This is a genomic window from Geothrix fermentans DSM 14018, from assembly GCF_000428885.1.
In the GTDB taxonomy this organism is placed as follows: domain Bacteria; phylum Acidobacteriota; class Holophagae; order Holophagales; family Holophagaceae; genus Geothrix; species Geothrix fermentans.
Window position 1 is genome coordinate 74,396 of the sequence record NZ_AUAU01000007.1, and the last position, 15,898, is coordinate 90,293.

Below are 15,898 nucleotides of genomic sequence, written 5' to 3' on the forward strand. Positions count from 1 at the left end.
CTAAGCTGGTCGCTGACCATGTCGCGAATCCTGCGTTTCTTCAACGACCACCTGCGCGTCCATGCCCCCCTCATCGCGGGGGCCTCCCTGCTCCTGCTCCTGGCCGGCCTCTGCCAGGGCGCCCTCATCGCCTCCATCCGGTTCGTGTTCGACGACGGCCGGGTCCACGCCCTGTCCGGCGCCCAGACGGGCCTCTTCGGCCAGCTGGAACACCTGCGGGCCTGGGCCCTGGCCCGCCTGCCCGAGGCCTCCGCCCTGCGCACGGGCCTGCTGGTGCCCCTGGTGCTCGTGTTCCTCTTCGCCCTGAAGGGCCTGCTGACCTACACCGGCACCCTGCTCATGGTTCGCAGCGGCATCCGCGCCACCCAGGCCTTCCGGGAGCGGCTCTTCGCCCACCTGCTGACCCAGGAGCCCGCCTTCTTCCAGAAGCACCCCGTGGGCGAGCTCATCACCCGGAGCATCAGTGACGTGGGCGCGGTGCAGGGCATCGCCAGCAACCAGCTGGCGGAGGCCGTGCGCGAGGTCTGCGTGGCCATCACCATGCTGATCACGGTCCTCTACATGGACTGGAAACTGAGCCTGACACTCTTCCTGGCGGGCCCCCTGGTGGTACTGCCCGTGAAGAAGCTCAGCCAGCGCATCCGCCGGGTGAACCACCGGAACCAGGAGGCCTCCAGCCGCCTCCTCCAGCGGCTGAAGGAGGTCTTCAGCAACATCCGCGTGGTGCAGGGCTTCGCCCGGGAGTCCTACGAAGTGAGCCGCTTCCAGCTCCAGAACCAGGAGCTCTACCGCCTGGGCATGAAGAGCGCCCGGGCCTCCGCCCTCTCCACCCCCATCATGGAGCTGGTGGGGGGCCTCCTCCTGGCCGGCCTCGCCGCCTACGCCGCGGGGCGATTCAAGTCCGGCACTCTCACCACGGAGAACTTCCTCACCTACATCCTGGCGGTCTACGCCCTCTACGATCCCCTGCGCCGCCTCACCAAGCTCAACAACGAGATCCAGGTGGCCTCCGCCAGCCTGGACCGCGTCTACGCCATGCTGGACCGGGAACCGGAGCTGCCCCTGAACCCGAGCCCCAGGCCCATGCCCGAGCGGCCCGCCCTGCTCCGCTTCGAGGGCGTCGCCTTCGCCTACGACGACAAGCACCCCGTCCTCAGGGGCATCGACCTGGAGGTCCGCGCCGGCGAGACCGTGGCCCTGGTGGGCGGCAGCGGCGGCGGCAAGACCACGCTCGTGAACCTGGTGCCCCGCTTCTTCGATCCCACGGCAGGCCGCCTCACCCTGGACGGCATCGACCTCCGCGACTTCGATCCCCGCCAACTGCGGAAGCGCATCGGCATCGTCACCCAGGAGACCCTGCTCTTCATGGACACGGTGCACGACAACATCGCCTACGGCCTGCAGGCCAGCCGCGAGGCCGTCATCGCCGCCGCGAAGAAGGCCCATGCCCACGATTTCATCGCGGCGCTGCCCCGGGGCTACGACACGCCCCTGGCGGAGACTGGATCGAGCCTCAGCGGCGGCCAGCGCCAGCGCCTCGCCATCGCCCGGGCCCTGCTGCAGGACCCGCCCATCCTCATCCTGGACGAGGCCACCAGCGCCCTGGACACCGAGAGCGAGCGGGCCGTGCAAGCAGCCCTGGAGGCCCTCATGCAGGATCGCACCACGCTGGTGATCGCCCACCGCCTCAGCACCATCCAGCGGGCCACCCGCATCTGCGCCATGAAGCAGGGCCGCATCGTCGAGCAGGGCACCCACGACGAGTTGCTGGCCCGGGGCGGCGAGTACGCGCGGCTGCACAAGCTGCAGTTCGCGGAAGCCTGATGCTCCGCTCCCAGTTCCACTTCGACCTGCCCCAGGACCTCATCGCGCAGCACCCCGCGCCCGACCGTGACGGCGCGCGACTCCTGGTGGTGGATGCCCGCACCGGCCACTGGTCGCACCGGACCATCCGCGACCTGCCGGAGCTCGTACCCGCGGACAGCCTCTGCGTGCCCAACGATGTGCGGGTGCGTCATGCGCGCCTCTTCCTGAGGCGGGCCGGGGGGGGCGCGGGCGAGGCCCTGCTGCTGCGGAGCCTGGGTCAGGGCCGCTTCGAGGCCATGGTGAAGCCCGGCGCGCGGCTGAAGCCCGGCGCCTCGGCGGCCGTGGTGGATCCGACCTCCCGGGCTGAACTGGCCCGCCTCGACATCCTCGAGACCCTCCCCGAGGGCCTGCGGGCCGTGCGGGTGCATGCGGAGCACGGCCTGGACTGGGACGAGATCGACCGCATCGGCCGGCTGCCCCTGCCCCCCTACATCGAGCACCTGGCCGAGGACGAGGACGAGACCCGCTACCAGACGGTCTTCGCCGCCCGGGAGGGCGAGGCCGTGGCCGCGCCCACGGCCGGACTCCACTTCACGCCCGAGCTCATCGCGGCCCTGGAAGCCCGCGGCTGCGGCTGGCATCCCGTGCGGCTCCATGTGGGCCTGGGCACCTTCCGGCCCATGACCGCCGAGCGGCTGGAAGACCACGCCATGCACGAGGAGCGCTTCGAGATCCCCGAGGCCACGGCGGCGGTCCTGGAGCCGGTGTTGCGCGACCGCTCGCGCCCCGTGCTCTGCGTGGGGACCACGTCGCTGCGCACCCTGGAGGGCGCCTGGGACGGGAGGCAGCTCACGCGGGAAGGGGCCACGCGCCTCTTCATCACGCCCGGCTACCGGCTCCGCACCGCGGACCATCTGCTGACCAACTTCCACCTGCCTGAGAGCACCCTCTTCGTGCTGATCTCGGCGCTCCTGGGCCTCGACCTGGCCCGGGCCGCCTACGCCGAGGCCGTGCGCGAGCGGTACCGGTTCTTCAGCTACGGCGACGCCATGCTGGTCCTGAACGCCCGCCGGGTGGCGGAGTAAAGCCCGGGGGCTCTACGGAGCCTGGCCCCGGCGAGGCGTTCACGCCATGGTCGGGTTGGTGCGCGTCCTACAAGTAATCCACGAACTGGTGGATCACCGGGATCCGGTGCCGCTTGCCCTTGGTGCCCTGCAGGATGCTCGTCACGGACATGCCCAGGCACCAGAGCAGCCACAGAGGCAGGAAGAACCGGATGGAGACGGCGCCGAAGATGGGGAAGAGGCCCAGGATGAGCATGGCCAGGGTCACCGCGCACTCCGCGAAGGCCAGGATCACGCCCTGGCGCGCGTGCCACAGCAGCTCCGCGTCCTCCCGGTTGCGCATGTAGGGCAGGAAGGCCCAGGGCCCCGCGTAGCAGAGGATCAGGTCTCGCAGGCGCTCCCCCACGTAGAGGGGAGTCGGGGCATCCAGGGGCACGGCAACCTCCGGAACGAGGATAGCGCAAGGAGGGGCCTACCGGCCCCGCAGGACCACCAGCAGGGCCATGAGGAGCACCACCACGGCGTAGCTCTGCTTCAGCTTCGCCCCCTGGATGCGGGTGGCCACGCGGGCGCCCCCCAGGGCCCCGGCGGCGAAGCCCACGGCCACCCCCGCGATGACCGTCCAGGGCAGGCCGCCCTGGGCCTTGGCATAGACGTAGACGCCGGGCAGGCCGATGGGCGGCAGCAGCATGACCAGGCTGGTGAGCTGGGCCTCGTGCTGGGTCATGCGGAAGCGGGAGGCCAGGAGCGGGATCACCACCACGGCCCCGCCCAGGCCCGTGAGACCCGAGACCACGCCCGCCAGGAGGCCGATGGGCAGGCCCGATCCCCAGAGCCCCCGTGACAGGTCCAGGGGCTCCACCGTGCGGTCCACGGCCGGGGGTTCGCGCCGCCGGAAGGTCTTGAGGGCCAGGATCACCAGGAAGGCCGCGTAGCCCCAGCGCAGGGGCTCGGAGGGAATCAGGTTGGCGGCCACGGAGCCGCCGTAGATGCCGAAGAGGAAGGCCAGCACCAGCACGCCCACCAGCTTCAGGCTCGTGTGGATGCCCTGGCTGCGGTACTGCAGCACGGCGGGGAGGCCCGTGGGCAGGAGCATGGCCGCCAGGGTGGCTCCTTGCGCGCGGTGCTGATCCAGGTGCAGCACGAGACCGAGGAGGGGCACCATCACCACGCCGCCCCCCACGCCGAAGAGGCCCGACAGCAGGCCCCCGCAGAGGCCCGTGCCCAGACCCGCCAGCAGGTGGTTCGGATCGGCGGTCACGGCGCCTCCAGGGGGTGGGCCTCGAAGAAGGCCCAGATGAGATGGGAGGCGGAGAGGTCCTTCACCGGGAGGTCCGCGTCCGGGGCATAGCGCCGGCCCCCCGGCCAGGCATGGCCCATGCCCTGGACCGTCCAGAGGCCCACTTCGCAGCCACCGGACCAGAGATCCAGGGTGTGGGCCTCGAGGATCTCCCGCATGGGGCCCTCGGAGCAACCCATGAGGGCAGCCCACCGGGCCATCCCCTCCAGCGCGGGCGGTGCCGGGATCGGTCTCCCGCGGGGGCCCACGCCCCCGCCGTAGGGAATGTGCCGATCCTCCGTGCCGTGGAAGCTGAGGGTGGGCACGGGCCGCGCCGGAGCCGGGCCCAGGACGGGCGCCCCGGCCACCGCCGCGATGGCCGCCACCCAGGACGCCTCCAGGGCCAGCCGGTAGGCCATGCGGGCCCCGTTGGAGAAGCCCGCCACGAAGACCCGCCGGGGATCCACGGAGGCCCGGCGGCCCACCAGGTCCACGACCGCCGTCAGGAAGGCCACATCGTCCACCTCCGGATGTCCGGGACGGCTCAGGCCGGGCCCCACGTTCCAGGCCGCTCCCCGGCTGGGGTCCTCCGTGCCCGGCTCGCCCAGGGCCTGGGGGTAGGCCACCCGGAAGCCCCGCTCGTCCGCCAGGCGGCTCAGGCCCGAGAACGCGGCCATGAGCCGGCCCGTGCCCCCGGTGCCGTGGAGGGCCAGCACCAGGGGCAGCTCCGCCCCGGGGGCCCCGGGGGGATCGTGGACCAGGATCCGCCGGGTCGCGCCCCCCCATTCGAGCTTCAGCTGGTGGCTCCGGCCCTGCTGCAAGGTCCCCCCTCCCGGGATTCTGGGGCCCCCTGTGTTCCAATGGAAGCCAGGGAGGCCCCCGTGCAGGTCCAGCTCAACCAGGATGTGGTGCTCGACAGCCGGCGGGCCGTGTGGCTGCCCAAGCAGAAGACGCTGGTGCTGGCGGATCTCTTCTTCGGCATGGGCGCCGCCCGCCGCCGCCGGCCGGATCCCCTGCCCCCGCCCCAGCAGACCGAGATCTGGGAGCGGATGTTCAGCCTCATCGACGACTACGCCCCCGCCCAGATCGCCCTGCTGGGCGACCTCAAGCCCAGCCAGGGCACGGTGGAGGGCGACGAGGCGGAGGAGCTGCGCACCATCTTCCGCAAGCTCAAGGGGGGCGGGCGCCAGGTGGTGCAGGTGGTGGGCCATCCGGACCGCAGCAGCGGGCCGGCGCTCGAGGGCACGGGCATCCAGCCCGTGGAGCAGCACCGCGTGGGACCCTTCACCCTCATGCACCGCCGCCGCATCTTCGTCTACCCCCGCCACGACTCGCCCCAGGGCTTCTGGATCAACGGCGGCGTCCACCCCCTCTTCGCCGTGCCCGGCCCGGGTCCTGCCGGAGAGCCGGACTGGCTGCGCCTGCCGGCCTTCCTCTACACGGGCTTCGCCCTGGTGATGCCCCCCTTCGTGAGCTACGCCCAGGGCTTCGAGGTCATCCAGGCCGAGCGCCTGCCCCGCCAGGCCCGGGCCTGGAAGCTGCTGGCGGATCGCCTGAGCCCCCTGGAGCTGGCGGAGCTGCCGCCGGCCCCCGAGCACCTGCGCACCCTCACCCGCCCGCCCCGCAAGGGCGCGCCCAAGGGCGGCGAGTAGGACTACTTCTTCTTCGCCTTGGGCATGGGCGCGCCGCCGCGAACCACGCGGCCGTCGTCCAGCACCAGGTCCCAGCCCAGGCGATCGCCCTTCTTCAGGCCGATGCGCTTGAAGGTGCCCGCGGCGAACTCGATGAAGTGGCGGGCCGGCACGGTCCCCCCGTAGGTGGGGCAGTCGTCGCCGCGCATGGGGCTGCACGGGGGCACGTGCTCGGCGGTCTCCACCACCCGCCCCTCGCCGTCCACCCAGGCCACGTCCAGGGCGATGAGGCAGTTCTTCATCCAGATGGCGTGGTCGCCGTCTTCGCCGTAGACGAAGAACATGCAGCGGTCCTTGGGCAGGCTCTGCCGGTACATCAGGCCCTTCGCCTTCTCCTGCTCCGTGGCGGCCACCTCCGCCATGAAGGCCGTCTGCTTGAAGGCCACGGTACCGCCACCACCCGCCAGCAGGGGCAGGGACAGCAGGGCGGCGAACAGCATGCGCATGGCGACTCCTTGAAACCCATTATCAATGAAGTGCTTGAAGATCGGGGAAGGCTTCCGGCGCCCATGATACCTCGCTAGATGTGGCAACATGGTCCAGTACGCTGGGGCTTTCCACCCCGTGCCCGGAGAGCCATGCGCGCGTCCGTCCTGCTCATGATCCCCCTGCTCGGCGGCCTGGCTCCGGCCGCGCCGGGCCCGGGCACCGGGCTCCTCGCCCTCCGGACTCCCGCCGCCCTCCAGCTGGATGGGCGCCTGGACGAGGCCATCTGGCGCCAGGCGCCCGTGGCCACGGGCTTCACCCAGGAGTGGCCCTGGCGCGGCCAGCCCGCCCGCCAGCGCACGGAGGTGCGGGTGCTCTACGACGCGCACTTCCTCTACGTGGGCGCCCGCATGCACCACGACCGGAAGCTGGACGGCGGCCGCGCCACCGTGGTGCGGCGGCTCCACCGCCGGGACCAGGACAGCCAGAGCGACTGGTTCAGCGTGGCCATCGACTCCACCCACGATCGGCGCTCGGCCCTGGTCTTCGAGGTGAACGCCGCCGGCGTGCAGAAGGATCAGGTCATCTACAACGACAGCACCTTCGACGCCAGCTGGGACGGGGTGTGGGAGAGCGCCGTCTCCGTGGACGCCGACGGCTGGTCCGCGGAGCTGCGGATCCCCCTCTCGCTCCTGCGCTTCAAGGACGGGCCGGGGCCCCAGACCTGGGGCATCAACTTCAGCCGCACGGACCAGGGCGCCCTGCGGGAATCCAGCCGCTGGATGGTGGTCCCCCGGGGCGACAGCGGCTTCGTGAGCCGCTTCCCGGAGCTGTCGGGCCTGGAGGGCCTGCGCCCCCAACCCCGGCGGGAATACGTGCCCTACCTGGGGACGGCGCGCAAGTTCGAAACCGCCCGCAGCTACGACGACCGCCGCTGGGAGAACCGGGCCGGCCTGGACGCCCGCTGGAGCCTGAACACCCATGCCCAGGTGGATCTGTCCGTGCGGCCGGACTTCGGCCAGGTGGAGGTGGACCAGGCCGTGCTCAACCTCGGCACCGTGGAGACCTTCTTCCCGGAGAAGCGCCCCTTCTTCCTCGAGGGCATGGACCTCTTCCGTGTGGCGGGGCCGGACCTCTTCTACAGCCGCCGGATCGGACACGGACTGTCCGATCCAGACCTGGCTGCGGGCGAGACCCTGCTGGACCGCCCCAACGCCACGGACATCACCGCCGCCGCCAAGTACACGGCCAAGTACGGCTCGGGCACCAACGTGGGCCTGCTGGCCGCCAGCGTGGAGCCCGCCCGGGCCGAGATCCTTGGCCCCGGCGGCGCCCGGGCGCGCCGCGAGCTCTCCCCCCTCACGAACTACGGGGTGCTGCGGGTCCAGCAGCTCACGGACGACCGCGGCAGCTACCTGGGCGGCTTCCTGTCGGGGATGACCCAAGCGGGCCCCGCGGGCCGCGAGGCCCAGGTGCAGGCCCTGGACGGCGCCTACAAGACCGAGGACCGGAGCGGCCTCCTGGAGGCCACCTTCAGCCGCAGCGAGGCGGGGCCGGAAGGGGCCCGGGATGAGGGCTGGCGTGGCCGCCTGAGGGCCCGGCGGGAATGGCGTTCCGGATGGAGCCTGGAGCTCCAGGCCATCGACGCGACCCGCCTCTACAACCCCAACGACATGGGCTACCTGGAGCGCGCCGACGAGCAGCGCCTCTACGCCGGGATCTCTCGCCGCTGGGACCGGGCCTGGGGCCCCGTGCGCGACCTGGAATGGGGGCTGGACCACACCGCCGCCCGGGACCGGGCCGGCCATGCCTTCCTGCGCAACCTCAACACCTGGGCCAAGGCCGACCTCACCAGCTTCGTCTCCCTCTGGGGCGGCGGTGGCGTGGACCTCCCCGTGGAGGATGACCGGGAGCTGCGCACCTACACGGATCCGCGGAAGAAGTACCTGGCCCGCCCTGGCGTGCCCTACACGAACGCGGGCTTCGACACGCCCGGGAACCGCCCCTGGTATGTGCGCCTCAACGCCAGCCGCGCCTGGCAGGAGGGCGGCCCCTCCACGGACACGACCCTCTTCCAGAGCCTCAAGCCCGCCGACCGCCTGGAGATCCAGGTCTCCACCTCCCTCACCCGCGACGAGGGGGAGCTGAAGTGGCTGGAGACGCCGGGCGCCACGCCCATCGTGGGCCTGCGGCGCCTCAGCCAGCTGAACCAGACCCTCCGCGTGGCCTACGCCTTCACCCCGGGGCTCACCCTCCAGCTCTTCAGCCAGTGGCTGGACGCCAACTGGAACTACCGGGACCTGAAGCACTTCGAGGACGACCACACCCTCGATCCGGGCCTCCCCGACGACCTGCCGGCGGGCGCGGCGCTCCAGACCGCCTTCAGCTACCGCACCTGGAACCTGAACCTCATCACCCGCTGGGAGTTCCGTCCCGGCTCCACCGTCTTCCTCGTCTACACCCATGGCGCCAGCACGGACGCCCTCATCAACGACCGCGCCAGCCTGTCGCCCCGCCCGGACCTGTCGATCCTGCGGCACCTGCCCTCGGACGATACCGTGCAGGCCAAGGTCAGCTGGCTGTTCCGCTGAGCCATTCCCCCACGCGGTCCGCATCGGCCTCCGTGTGGAAGCCATGGAAGGCCACGCGCAGGTAGCCCTCGCGGACGGAGGCCAGGATCCCGCGCTGGTAACCGGACTTCAGGAGCGCATTCATCCAACCCGCCCCTGCGCCGCCGTGGTGGAAGGCGAGGATGGAGCCCAGCCGCCCGGCCTCCAGCAGGCCGCGCAGGCGCGCGGCCTCCGCGGCCCAGGAGGATCCCGCCAGGGCCTCCAGGAGCCGGGCCTGGAGGCCTGCCGCATGGGCGGCGATGGCGGGGACGCGGGCCCGGTTGATCAGGCGGAGGGACTCCAGCAGGGCGGATGCCTGGAGCAGGTTCGGGCCGCCGGGCTCCAGGGCCCGCCCATCCGGCAGCCAGGCCCGGTCGAAGTCCGTGGAGGGCCTTGAGAAGTCCGTGGCCTCCTCCACCGAGAGCCAGGTTCCCGAAGGCGTCAGGGACTGTCGAAAGCCCTCCTCGGTCCAGAGGAAGCCCAGGCCCTGGGGGGCCAGCAGGCCCTTGTGGCCGCTGGTGGCGAAGGCCGCCAGGCCCTCCAGGTCGGCTGGGACGGTGCCCGCGGCCTGGATGCCGTCCACGACGAGGTGGACGCCCCGCTCGCGGCAGGCCCGGCCGAGGCGCTGGAGGTCCAGCTTCAGGCCGTCCTGGAACCGTACCCAGGAGAGGGCCAGGATCCGCGCCCGGGGGCCCAGGGCCGCCACGAGCCGGCCTTCGGGGTCGGCCTGGGCCGTGGGGGGCCGGCTGTCCCAGGCGCCGGCGCCGGCGAGGTGGCCCTCCCAGAGCGGCACCTCGCGGAAGGCCACGCCTCGTGTCCTCAGGGCCAGCCAGGGCCAGGCGTTGGAGGGAAACTCGCCCAGGGGCGCCACCACCTCGTCGCCCGCCTGCCAGCGAAAGCCCTGGGCCACGGCCACCAGGCCCGTGGAGGTGCTGGGCGTCAGGCTGATGTCCTCGGCCCGCCCGCCCAGCAGGGCCGCGGCCTCGGCGCGGACGGCTTCGGGAATTCCCTGGAAGTCCTCCACCCAGCGCACCTCCCAGGGGCGCAGCTCCTTCTGCAGGAAGGACCGCACGGCCCGCACCGCGGCCCGGGGGACGGGGCCCTCGGAGCAGTGCATGACCCAGAGATGCTCCCGGTCCAGGTGGAACAGGGCGGGGTTGAGGGGCGGGGCGCTCATCCCTTCCCGGAGGCCAGGAGGGCCTTGAGACCCACGGGATAGAGTGGCTCCACCACCTGGCGGACGGCGGCGGCGTACTGCTGGATCTCCCACTGGGCGTGACTGTCCGTCCGCAGGCGGATGAAGTGGGCCACGGCCTGGAGGCTCACGGTCCAGTAGACCTCGGAGTAGAGCCCCACGGGCAGGACGCACCGGGCCTGCTCCCGGCAGACGCCCAGGGAGAGCAGCTCCTTGTAGTGGGCCACGGCCCCCCGGCAGCTCTCCAGGTAGCATTCCATGGCCCGGGCGCGGTTCGCCTCGTCGATCTCGCCTTCGCTGCCCTGCTTGTTGACCTTGGCCTGCCTGCGGAAGGCCGCCGGCACGAAGAACTCGTCCTCGGGGAACTCCACGTAGCGCCCGCTGATCTCGTTGAACTCCGAGCCGATGCGGTGCTTCATCCACTGCCGGAACACGAAGATGGGCGCCTTCACGTGCAGCGTCAGGGCCGTGTGGCGGAAGGGCGAGGTGTGCTCGTGCTCGGCCAGGTACCCGACCAGCTTGGCGTCCCCCTCCTCGAAGGCCTCCTTCCGCTTGCCGAAGGAGACCCGCGCCGCGTTCACCACAGACAGGTCGGACCCCATGTGGTCGATGAGGCGGACGAAGCCTTTGTCCAACACCTTGATCTCGGGATTCGCCATGGAAGACTCCGTGCTTCCAGCTTCGCGCCGGCCCTGGGAGAATGGAAGGTCCGCCGGGAGCCTCCATGCAGTTTCTCTTCGCCCCTCCCGGGGCTCAGGGCTGGAAGGCCCTGAATGCCACTTACGCCTGTCTCGCATTCGACCCATCTCCCCCCTGGAGCCAACCATGCAGTTCTTCATCGACACCGCCAACATCGACGAGATCAAGCGCATCAACGCACTGGGCGTGCTGGACGGCGTGACCACCAACCCCAGCCTCATCGCCAAGGAGACGGGCAAGCCCTTCGAAGCCATCATCGAGGAGATCTGCGGGATCGTGGACGGCCCCATCAGCGCCGAGGTCATCGGCCTGGAGGCCCCCGCCATGATCCAGGAGGGCCTGAGGCTGGCCAAGATCCACGAGAACGTGGTGGTGAAGCTGCCGCTGATCGCCGAGGGCCTGAAGGCCTGCAAGGCCCTCACCGCCGAGGGCATCAACACCAACGTCACCCTCTGCTTCAGCGCCACCCAGGCCCTCATGGCGGCCAAGGCGGGCGCCACCTACGTGAGCCCCTTCGTGGGCCGCCTGGACGACATCAACCTGGACGGCATGGAGCTGATCCGCGAGATCGTCACCATCTTCGCGAACTACGAGTTCGACACCCAGTGCCTGGCCGCCTCCATCCGCCAGCCCCGGCACGTCACCGACGCGGCCCTGGCCGGGGCCCATGTCGCCACCATCCCCACCAAGGTCTTCGACCAGATGATCAAGCACCCCCTCACCGACAAGGGCGTGGAGGGCTTCCTGGCGGATTGGAAAAAGAGCGGTCGGTAGGCCTCGCCAGGCAGACCGTTAAGACGATCTGTCAATTCGTGACCGGATCGTCAAAAGGCCCCGCTACCATGGCCCTGGCCCCGACCGGGCCGGAGGTTGTGCATGGATGCCATCACGTCTGTCCTTCGCCGCTGTGAGATCTTCTCGGGGCTGTCCGACGCGGACCTGGGCCTGATCGCCCAGGCTGCCCGCCGCCGCGAGGTCCCAGCCGGGACCCGCCTCTTCGGCCAGGGGGAGCCCCGCAAGGGCGCCACGGTCATCGCCGAAGGACGCGTGGAGATCACCCGCGACAACGGCGAGGGCCCCGAGCCCGTGGTCATCCTCGGCCCCGGCGACGTGGCCGGCGAGCAGTCCTTCCTGGCCGTGAGCACCCACACCGCCACGGGCGTGGCCCTTACGCCCGCCGTGCTGCTGGACCTGGACCGGGAGACGGTGCTCCGGAGCCTGGGCCAGGACGGCGCGGCGGCCATCGCCGTGCTCAGCAAGGTGGCCAACGTCCTCCACCAGCGCATCCTCTACTCGGCCACGCCCCGCACGGGCCGGGAGCAGGCCTACGCCAGCGGCCGCACGCGCAAGGAGTCCGATCTCATCGGCCCCCTGGAGGTGCCCGAGGACGCCCTCTTCGGCGTGCAGACCCTGCGGGCCGTCCACAACTTCCCCATCACGGGCACGCCCACCAGCCACTTCCCGGCCATGATCCGGGCCCTGGCCATGGTCAAGCAGGCCGCCGCCCGGGCCAACGCGCAGCTGGGCCTCCTGGATCCCGCCATCGCCGGGGCCATCGACCGGGCCTCCCAGGAGATCATCGACGGCCACTGGCACGGCCATTTCCCGACCGATATGGTGCAGGGCGGCGCGGGCACCTCCACCAACATGAACGCCAACGAGGTCATCGCGAACCGCGCCCTGGAGTTGCTGGGCCACAAGCGCGGCGAGTACGCCCACTGCCACCCCAACGACCATGTGAACCTGGGCCAGAGCACCAACGACGTCTACCCCACGGCCCTGCGCCTCAGCACCATCTTCATGCTGCGGAACCTGCTGGACGCCATGGAGCGCCTCAAGTCCGCCCTGCACGCCAAGGGCCGCGAGTTCTCCGATGTCATCAAGATGGGCCGCACCCAGCTCCAGGACGCTGTGCCCATGACCCTGGGCCAGGAGTTCGAGGCCTATGCCGTCACCACGGGGGAGGACATCCAGCGCCTGCAGGAGACCGCCCGCCTCTTCCTGGAGGTGAACATGGGCGGCACGGCCATCGGCACGGGCATCTGCGCGGACCCGCGCTACCCGCAGGTGGTGGTGGACGAGCTCCGCAAGGTCACGGGCCTGGAGGTGGTCCTGGCGGAGAACCTGGTGGAGGCCACGCCGGACACGGGCGCCTTCGTCATGTTCTCCGGCGTGGTCAAGCGGGCCGCGGTCAAGCTGAGCAAGCTCTGCAACGACCTGCGCCTGCTCAGCAGCGGCCCCCGCTGCGGCTTCGGCGAGATCAACCTGCCCCCCATGCAGCCCGGCAGCAGCATCATGCCCGGCAAGGTGAACCCCGTGATCCCCGAGGTGGTGAACCAGGTGGCCTTCTCGGTCATCGGCAACGACCTCACCATCACCCTGGCCGCCGAGGCGGGCCAGCTCCAGCTCAACGTCATGGAGCCCATCCTGGCCTACAGCCTGGCCACCAGCCTGCGCACCCTGACGGCCGCCGTGAACGTGCTCACCACGAAATGCATCGTGGGCATCACCGCCAACCGCGACCGCTGCCGCGACCTGGTGGAGCACAGCATCGGCATCGTCACCGCCGTCATGCCCGCCATCGGCTACAAGCGCGCCACCGAGGTGGCCAAGGAGGCCCTGGAGACCGGGGTGCCCGTGCGCGAGCTCATCCTCCGCAAGGGCTACCTGAGCTCCGCCGAGCTGGATGAGGCCCTCAGCCTGGAGGCCATGACCCGGCCGAGGCCCCTCCGCTGAAGACTTCCCCAATCCGCGCTACCCTTGGAGGTTCCACCCCCAAGGAGTCGTCATGGTCCGCCTCCTCATCCTGTCGATGAGTTGCGCCTGGTGCCTGAGCGCCCAGGAGCCGCCGGTTCCCGCCCCTCCCCCGGCGCCAGCCCCGACAGTCGACGCGCCGGGCGCCGCGGCTAAGCCCTTGCCTGGAGTCGACCCTCCGAAGCCCGCCACCACGGCCCCCCTTCTGGACAACGGCCTTCTGGATCCGACCTGGTTCGGGGAGGGCGTCGTCTTCACCAAGGGTGACGATGTGGACTATTTCTGGGTCAAGCCGGGCTTCAGCCTTCGGGGCCACACCATCTTCATGAAGCCCTGGGATGACCCCGCCATGCTTCGCAAGGGACGGGACGGGAAGGACCACGCCAAGGCCACCGAACTGACGGACAGCTTTCCAGGCATGCTTCGGGGCGCGATGACCGGCGCCTTCAACGGCCAGGCCAAGGTGAGCCGGACGGAGGGCGACCTTGCCCTCGTGGGGCGTTTCGTGGATGCCAACGCCGGAAGCAAGGCCGCCAAATGGCTCATCGGCCTTGGCGCCGGTAGCGAGACGGCCACCTGGGACATGAAGCTCGTGGACTCCAAGTCCGGCGAAATTCTGCTGGCCGTGCATCACCGCGCCATCAGCGGGACGGCCATGAGCACCATCCAGGACAAACTCGTGAAGTGGGCCGACAAGTTCGCCGCCTTCACGGCCGGGCAGGCCCTCAAGTAGTCCCGGTCGCGGGCCTCCACTCCAGTGGAGCCCCCGGCTCAGGTAGACTGGCACCTGATCCCCCCACGATCCGTCGCCAGCCGCACGCCGGGAGCCCCCATGTCCCTCGAAAAGAAGATCGAGACGCTGAAAGCCAAGCACGCCCAGGCCCTGGCCGGGGGCGGCGAGGCCCGGACCCAGAAGCAGCACGAAGGCGGCAAGCTCACGGCGCGCGAGCGCCTGGCGGCCTTCCTGGACGAGGGCTCCTTCGAGGAGGTGGACGCCCTCATGGTCCACCGGGCCTGGGGCGTGGAGAAGATCCCCGGCGACGGCGTGGTGACGGGCTTCGGCCGCGTGGACGGCCGCCCGGTGGCCGTGTTCGCCCAGGACTTCACGGTCTTCGGCGGCTCGCTGAGCGAGGCCTACGCCAAGAAGATCTGCAAGGTCATGGACCTGGCCATGAAGGTGGGCTGCCCCGTCATCGGCCTCAACGACAGCGGCGGCGCCCGCATCCAGGAGGGCGTCGTGTCCCTGGGCGGCTACGCGGACATCTTCCTGCGCAACACCCTGGCCTCGGGCGTCATCCCCCAGATCAGCCTCATCATGGGCCCCTGCGCGGGCGGCGCCGTCTACAGCCCCGCCATCACGGACTTCATCACCATGGTGAAGGGCACGAGCTACATGTTCGTGACGGGGCCGGACGTCATCAAGACCGTCACCCACGAAGAGGTCACCAAGGAGGAGTTGGGCGGCGCCAGCACCCACGCCGCGAAGTCCGGGGTGGCCCACTTCGTCACCCAGAGCGACCTGGCGGCCCTGGCGCACACCCGGGAGCTGCTTTCCTTCCTGCCCAGCAACAACCTGGGCGAAGCGCCCCGCAAGGCCCCGAAGAACCAGATGCCCCTGGAGAACCCGGACCTGGACAAGGTGGTGCCGGACGATCCCAGCAAGCCCTACGACATCCGCGACATCATCCGCGGCGTGGTGGACGACGCCCACTTCTTCGAGGTCCATGAGGCCTTCGCGCCCAATCTGGTGGTGGGCTTCGCCCGCATCGACGGCCGCAGCGTGGGTGTCGTGGCCAACCAGCCGGCCTTCTACGCCGGGGTCCTGGACATCGCCTCCAGCGAGAAGGGCGCCCGCTTCGTGCGGTTCTGCGACGCCTTCAACATCCCGCTCATCACCTTCGAGGACGTGCCGGGCTTCCTGCCGGGCGTCACCCAGGAGCACGGCGGCATCATCCGCCACGGCGCCAAGCTGCTCTTCGCCTTCTGCGAGGCCACGGTGCCCAAGATCACCGTCATCACCCGCAAGGCCTACGGCGGCGCCTACTGCGTGATGGCCAGCAAGCACATCCGCACGGACTTCAACTTCGCCTACCCCACCGCGGAGATCGCCGTGATGGGCGCCGAGGGCGCCATGAACGTGCTGCACGGGAAATCCATCGCCATCGCGCCTGATCCCGTGGCCAAGAAGGCCGAGCTGGTGGCCGAGTACAACGAGAAGTTCGCCAACCCCTACATCGCCGCCGAGCACGGCTTCGTGGACGAGGTCATCCTCCCCCGCGAGACGCGCCAGAAGCTGGTGAAGGCCCTCGCCTTCCTCGACACCAAGCGCGACAGCACACCCCCCAAGAAGCACGGCAACATCCCGCTCTAGGAGG

General features: G+C 70.7%; 14 protein-coding genes. 8 read left to right on the forward strand and 6 right to left on the reverse strand.

What is annotated here, in order from left to right; translation table 11 throughout:
- Positions 1 to 18 precede the first annotated feature (18 nt).
- Positions 19 to 1,824, forward strand: a complete 1,806-nt coding sequence (locus tag G398_RS15570; protein ID WP_084511850.1) for an ABC transporter ATP-binding protein — start codon at positions 19 to 21, stop codon at positions 1,822 to 1,824.
- Positions 1,824 to 2,891, forward strand: a complete 1,068-nt coding sequence (queA, locus tag G398_RS0102200) for a tRNA preQ1(34) S-adenosylmethionine ribosyltransferase-isomerase QueA (protein WP_026852383.1) — start codon at positions 1,824 to 1,826, stop codon at positions 2,889 to 2,891. Before G398_RS15570 ends, queA begins: the two co-directional genes overlap by 1 nt.
- Positions 2,892 to 2,958: 67 nt before the next feature.
- Here the strand turns inward: queA and G398_RS0102205 are convergent, their stop codons facing one another.
- The 3 genes from G398_RS0102205 to G398_RS15575 are packed head-to-tail and all read right to left on the reverse strand — an operon-like array spanning position 2,959 to position 4,970.
- Positions 2,959 to 3,306 (reverse strand): hypothetical protein, encoded by a 348-nt coding sequence (locus G398_RS0102205; RefSeq protein ID WP_026852384.1) that lies wholly within the window; start codon positions 3,304 to 3,306, stop codon positions 2,959 to 2,961.
- Between the two features lie 36 nt (positions 3,307 to 3,342).
- Positions 3,343 to 4,131: a sulfite exporter TauE/SafE family protein gene (locus G398_RS20960; protein WP_026852385.1), complete on the reverse strand. Its 789-nt coding sequence runs from the start codon at positions 4,129 to 4,131 to the stop codon at positions 3,343 to 3,345.
- Positions 4,128 to 4,970 carry a CE1 family esterase gene (locus tag G398_RS15575; RefSeq protein ID WP_052571175.1) on the reverse strand — a complete coding sequence of 281 codons (843 nt, stop codon included), beginning with the start codon at positions 4,968 to 4,970 and terminating at the stop codon, positions 4,128 to 4,130. The genes G398_RS20960 and G398_RS15575 overlap by 4 nt, the downstream gene beginning before the upstream one ends.
- Before the next feature lie 60 nt (positions 4,971 to 5,030).
- Here G398_RS15575 and G398_RS20965 point away from each other — a divergent pair, with 60 nt between their 5' ends.
- On the forward strand, positions 5,031 to 5,801 hold the full coding sequence (locus G398_RS20965) for a metallophosphoesterase family protein (protein WP_169720602.1): 771 nt from the start codon (positions 5,031 to 5,033) through the stop codon (positions 5,799 to 5,801).
- Between the two features lie 2 nt (positions 5,802 to 5,803).
- On the opposite strand, the gene G398_RS20585 is transcribed toward G398_RS20965, so the two are convergent.
- Entirely contained in the window at positions 5,804 to 6,286 is a 483-nt protein-coding gene (locus G398_RS20585; RefSeq protein WP_052571180.1) for a DUF192 domain-containing protein, read from the reverse strand.
- A gap of 132 nt (positions 6,287 to 6,418) precedes the next feature.
- On the opposite strand from G398_RS20585, the gene G398_RS20590 reads away from it, so the two are divergent.
- On the forward strand, positions 6,419 to 8,857 hold the full coding sequence (locus G398_RS20590; protein WP_026852387.1) for a DUF5916 domain-containing protein: 2,439 nt from the start codon (positions 6,419 to 6,421) through the stop codon (positions 8,855 to 8,857).
- Here G398_RS20590 and G398_RS0102235 read toward each other — a convergent pair.
- Complete coding sequence (locus tag G398_RS0102235) at positions 8,838 to 10,052, reverse strand: aminotransferase class V-fold PLP-dependent enzyme (RefSeq protein ID WP_026852388.1); 1,215 nt, start codon at positions 10,050 to 10,052, stop codon at positions 8,838 to 8,840. The two genes, G398_RS20590 and G398_RS0102235, sit on opposite strands and share 20 nt — an antisense overlap.
- Positions 10,049 to 10,729: an FAD-dependent thymidylate synthase gene (gene thyX / locus G398_RS0102240; protein WP_026852389.1), complete on the reverse strand. Its 681-nt coding sequence runs from the start codon at positions 10,727 to 10,729 to the stop codon at positions 10,049 to 10,051. Before thyX ends, G398_RS0102235 begins: the two co-directional genes overlap by 4 nt.
- Positions 10,730 to 10,895: 166 nt before the next feature.
- On the opposite strand from thyX, the gene fsa reads away from it, so the two are divergent.
- From fsa to G398_RS0102260, 4 genes are all read left to right on the forward strand, one after another.
- Positions 10,896 to 11,543: a fructose-6-phosphate aldolase gene (fsa, locus tag G398_RS0102245; RefSeq protein WP_026852390.1), complete on the forward strand. Its 648-nt coding sequence runs from the start codon at positions 10,896 to 10,898 to the stop codon at positions 11,541 to 11,543.
- Between the two features lie 102 nt (positions 11,544 to 11,645).
- Entirely contained in the window at positions 11,646 to 13,505 is a 1,860-nt protein-coding gene (locus G398_RS15585) for an aspartate ammonia-lyase (RefSeq protein WP_084511857.1), read from the forward strand.
- 52 nt (positions 13,506 to 13,557) lie between these two features.
- A complete protein-coding gene (locus tag G398_RS0102255; RefSeq protein ID WP_026852391.1) occupies positions 13,558 to 14,256 on the forward strand; it encodes a DUF4410 domain-containing protein in 699 nt (232 codons plus the stop codon).
- 99 nt (positions 14,257 to 14,355) lie between these two features.
- Complete coding sequence (locus tag G398_RS0102260) at positions 14,356 to 15,894, forward strand: acyl-CoA carboxylase subunit beta (RefSeq protein ID WP_026852392.1); 1,539 nt, start codon at positions 14,356 to 14,358, stop codon at positions 15,892 to 15,894.
- Positions 15,895 to 15,898: the final 4 nt, after the last annotated feature.

Coding starts and splice junctions, on each gene's coding strand:
- G398_RS15570 (WP_084511850.1), top strand. CDS start 19: ATGTCGCGAATCCTGCGTTTCTTCAACGACCACCTGCGCGTCCATGCC.
- queA (WP_026852383.1), top strand. CDS start 1,824: ATGCTCCGCTCCCAGTTCCACTTCGACCTGCCCCAGGACCTCATCGCG.
- G398_RS20585 (WP_052571180.1), bottom strand. CDS start 6,286: ATGCGCATGCTGTTCGCCGCCCTGCTGTCCCTGCCCCTGCTGGCGGGT.
- G398_RS20590 (WP_026852387.1), top strand. CDS start 6,419: ATGCGCGCGTCCGTCCTGCTCATGATCCCCCTGCTCGGCGGCCTGGCT.
- G398_RS0102235 (WP_026852388.1), bottom strand. CDS start 10,052: ATGAGCGCCCCGCCCCTCAACCCCGCCCTGTTCCACCTGGACCGGGAG.
- thyX (WP_026852389.1), bottom strand. CDS start 10,729: ATGGCGAATCCCGAGATCAAGGTGTTGGACAAAGGCTTCGTCCGCCTC.
- fsa (WP_026852390.1), top strand. CDS start 10,896: ATGCAGTTCTTCATCGACACCGCCAACATCGACGAGATCAAGCGCATC.
- G398_RS15585 (WP_084511857.1), top strand. CDS start 11,646: ATGGATGCCATCACGTCTGTCCTTCGCCGCTGTGAGATCTTCTCGGGG.
- G398_RS0102255 (WP_026852391.1), top strand. CDS start 13,558: ATGGTCCGCCTCCTCATCCTGTCGATGAGTTGCGCCTGGTGCCTGAGC.
- G398_RS0102260 (WP_026852392.1), top strand. CDS start 14,356: ATGTCCCTCGAAAAGAAGATCGAGACGCTGAAAGCCAAGCACGCCCAG.